Here is a 3,559-nt window from a genome sequence, read left to right as displayed (position 1 = left end):
TGCGGCACCCCCAACCCGGCCCGGGGGGATGGCGGCGCATCGAGCGCCGGGGGGCAGCGCCCCCCAAGAGCGGGGATGTATACTCCTCAGCTCGCTATCCATCATATCACAGTATAGAGCATACAGAGCCTATCCAGGCACCTATCATAGCCTCAAGCGCACGATCCCAGAGCAATCATAGATCAGCACCATCTCAAGAGCCAGAGAGCGTTCAGCAAGCGCATACCTTACATCCTCACCGGTCCCGCTCTCCTATCCCCCACCCCCAACCATAAACCACCGGCTAGTTTATACATTACCTATCATTACCAATGATAAACCAACATACGGTTTATGAGAGGAGTACCCGGTAACCCGTCTGTCCCTCCCGTGGCTTTCCATCGGTATCTTTGCGTAGAGGTATTATTTCCACTGCAATTCTCCATAGGCATCTATTGATAAAGGTATTATTTCCACTGCAACCACGATCACGTACCCAGGCCCGGCCGGGGGGGTCCGGGTGCCCGTCCCGTGTGTATACTGGCTGTATGCCGGGCACCAGGGCACGTATACAGAGTGCATACTCCGACGTGTGCATATCAAGGGGTCAGATTGCGCAGAATAGATATTCTGCGACATCTGCGACATGCACACCCACTACCCACATTTCCGATGGAATATAGGCCCACACCCACTACCCACTGTTATTCATCAATATCTACTACCCACTGTTATTCATCAATTTCTACGGGGTTAACGTCGTAGATTCCAGATTCACATCCGTCATTTCCTATGGAATTAAGGCCTGGTCCTCCGGACACAGAATTGAAAAAAGAGGTAAGTATACCAAAAGTATACATATAATAAAACATAATACTGGGTGGATGAGTGAAGCGCAGTTAGTTGCTCGAAGAGCATCTCAAAAAAGGGCTATTGCAGCAATACGCGGGGTAGTGCGTGTTCCGAAGGAGACGTTTCGCTGTATTGACTGTGGAAAGGAACGGACCTGTTATCCGAGTGAGTTAAAGAAAGACCCTGCTGAGTATCGGTGCTCTGCGTGTGGCGCGAAAATTGCTGGACTAAGAAATAGGGGAAGACATCCCAATGATGTGACTAGGGATAAGATATCCAAGTCGCTGATGGGCAAGGAGCGCACCGATACCGAGATTATCCTAGATATGGAGAGTCATGGCCGGCAGATCTGGTATGGAGGAGTTAGGTATTCTCTTAAGGAGGTCAGGGTCGTAGAGCCTAAGAATCCGGCATATTTACTGGATCTCCTATTCGGTAGGTTTGACCGAAAGGAGCAGTCACGCCGGGCAGCCAGAGAACGTCGTGGCCCTTTGAACCCGAGATGGAAAGGAGGGATCAGCACTTTGAACCACGCGATCCGCGACTGTGAATGGGGCCTAGCATGGCGGGATGCGGTGTTTCGGCGGGATAACTTCACCTGTCAAGTTACCGGGTATCGCGGGAAAGGATTACACGCTCATCATCTCGTACCGTTATCGAAACTGATCCGGGATTACGGGGTTACCACTCTAGACGAGGCATTGGCGATTCCGGCGTTCTGGGACATTTCAAATGGGATTACGCTGAACGGAGAACTTCACAAATCGAAACACAAGAGGAAAACGAAGGTGAAAGAATCGTGGCAAATCAGAATTGTATGCAGCGGATAGAACTGGATCTCATCCCTGTACTTCGCAAGTATAGCATGGGGAGTATCAGCGATTGTATACGTGCAATGGAGCAGCGTATACAAGTGTCTACACCGGCGAAAAGTGGTTTAACCGATGCGGATAAAAGCTGGATCAAGGCAACGATTGAAGAACAGATCGAGAGTTTAAGGAGAGGATAAGAGCATGACAAAGATACTGCGAGTCAAGATAGGCACATGTCATATTGAAAACTGCGGGCGGTGTCCTGCCGGGAGCAGCGACGGATTATCTGATATGTTCCTCGGGAGATTCACACGCTGCGGTTTTACTGCGTACGTGTATAAAGCAGACAGGCTCCCGAAGTATCCGATGTGTCCCTTGGATGATCTGGTCGAAGAAAAACAAGCACCCGCAGAGCAGCCACCCAAAGTATCCAGAAGTGCAGAGTATCTGGACAAGAAGAAGAATGACAATCTGATTAAGGATAACTCTCAGCTCAAGGACCGGATCGCACAGCAGGACAGTGTGTATCAGCGGCTTGAGCGGCTGGAAGACCAGCAGAAGCGCATTCTCGGTGATCTCAATGAAGCATATCCGGCAGGGACCCTCCGGAAAACAACCGGTGCCAAAATCAAAGAGCTTGATCGCAGGATCGAGGCGCTGGAAAAGGGCGCATCATACGTTCTCAAGGTGAAGGACGAGAAGCCGGCTGAGCCGGAGATGGAGAAGCGGATCGCGGCACTGGAAGCCCGGCCAGTTACCTATCCGCAGCCAACACCGTATCCATGGAACCAGTTCTGGTATACTTCCACAACAGCACCGCAGTTCAATCCGTGCCAGAACTGCCAGACTATGAAAGAGTTCAATGCGCAGCACCCGAGCGGGTTTGTGGGGGATTCTCCTTGCTCAACGTGCCCGAATAACCCGTACCGGGTAACGTGCTCGAAATGACCGAAGATGAAGAAGTCGGTGAATACGATACTCCGATCAACAAAGCGCGTCCGGTATGCCCCCCCAAAATCATTTATAATGCAGTACGCACCTTCAAGGAATCCTCTCCACGCAAGAGCCGGGCGTATCACATCTCGCAGGAAGCGATCGCGGTCTGTAACCGGCTGGACCTTGACCCGGGCGACGCGATCCTGCACCTGCAAGCCGAGGTTGAGAAACGGTCAGCGTATATCGATGTGAAGAAGGCGATGCGGGAGGTTATGCAGGTCGAGGGTGTGGTGCTGAAGAAGGACGAGAAGGACCGGCTGGAATCGGCGTTTGCCCTGGTAATCAGCGAGATCCAGAAGGGCCGGGGCACGCCCCGTTCTGGTTCTGTGCGTCTGGGGATACCGAGCGGGGATACCTGACATTCTGGGACCGGGTCGGCGTGGTGCTGTTCGGGTGCGATTGGTGGTGGCATCAGTGATCCGCGATGAGAAGATGCAGCAGCTTGTCCGGACGCAGCGGGAGAAGTTCGATACCGACGCGCCGGTCGATGAGAAGGTGGCGGTACTGAGAGAGATTGAAGCACGACAGAAGGAGTTGAAAGACGAATGACCAGCCGAAAAAAGCGCGATCCGTCGCACCGGAGGAAGATCCCGCTGAACATCGCACCGACTCTTAAAGGCGCCGGAACGAAAGGAACGATGGAGGAGTACCGGACGAACGTTGCGATGTTCGCGCGGATTGTACGGGATCCGGAACGGAAGAAGACGCTGGCCCCAGTACAGCGCATGGAGGAGCTTATCACACTCAATAAGATGCTGGCTACCCTTTACGACATGCAGGAGAAGTTCGAGAAGAAGGTTATCCGGAAGGAAGGCACGGAGGAGCAGGAAGAGGAGCTGGTCGAGATCAAGAAAGGTGAGGTTACGGTGACCACTCCGAAAGAGCCGGAGGTCCACGAGGATCCGGAATCGCTGGTGAAC

General features: G+C 52.8%; 5 protein-coding genes. All 5 read left to right on the top strand.

Annotated features, from left to right (window positions below; all coding sequences use genetic code 11):
• Window positions 1–863: 863 nt before the first annotated feature.
• The gene (locus ABSG49_RS12015) at window positions 864–1,661 is read left to right on the top strand and encodes an HNH endonuclease signature motif containing protein (RefSeq protein WP_424026373.1); all 798 of its coding nucleotides are present in this window, start codon (window positions 864–866) and stop codon (window positions 1,659–1,661) included.
• Between the two features lie 348 nt (window positions 1,662–2,009).
• Window positions 2,010–2,591, top strand: coding sequence for a hypothetical protein (locus ABSG49_RS12010; RefSeq protein ID WP_424026372.1), 582 nt, complete (start codon window positions 2,010–2,012; stop codon window positions 2,589–2,591).
• Window positions 2,588–2,998 carry a hypothetical protein gene (locus ABSG49_RS12005; RefSeq protein WP_424026371.1) on the top strand — a complete coding sequence of 137 codons (411 nt, stop codon included), beginning with the start codon at window positions 2,588–2,590 and terminating at the stop codon, window positions 2,996–2,998. The genes ABSG49_RS12010 and ABSG49_RS12005 overlap by 4 nt, the downstream gene beginning before the upstream one ends.
• A 46-nt stretch (window positions 2,999–3,044) precedes the next feature.
• Window positions 3,045–3,188, top strand: a complete 144-nt coding sequence (locus ABSG49_RS12000; protein ID WP_424026370.1) for a hypothetical protein — start codon at window positions 3,045–3,047, stop codon at window positions 3,186–3,188.
• Window positions 3,185–3,559, top strand: a 375-nt coding sequence (locus ABSG49_RS11995) for a hypothetical protein (RefSeq protein WP_424026369.1), incomplete at its 3' end; no start/stop codon positions are given. The genes ABSG49_RS12000 and ABSG49_RS11995, both read left to right, overlap by 4 nt.

Origin of the sequence: Methanoregula sp., from assembly GCF_049510175.1 — an archaeon.
In the GTDB taxonomy this organism is placed as follows: domain Archaea; phylum Halobacteriota; class Methanomicrobia; order Methanomicrobiales; family Methanospirillaceae; genus Methanoregula.
Note: the sequence above shows the minus strand (reverse complement) of the source record. Positions and strands in the feature narration are given on the sequence as shown.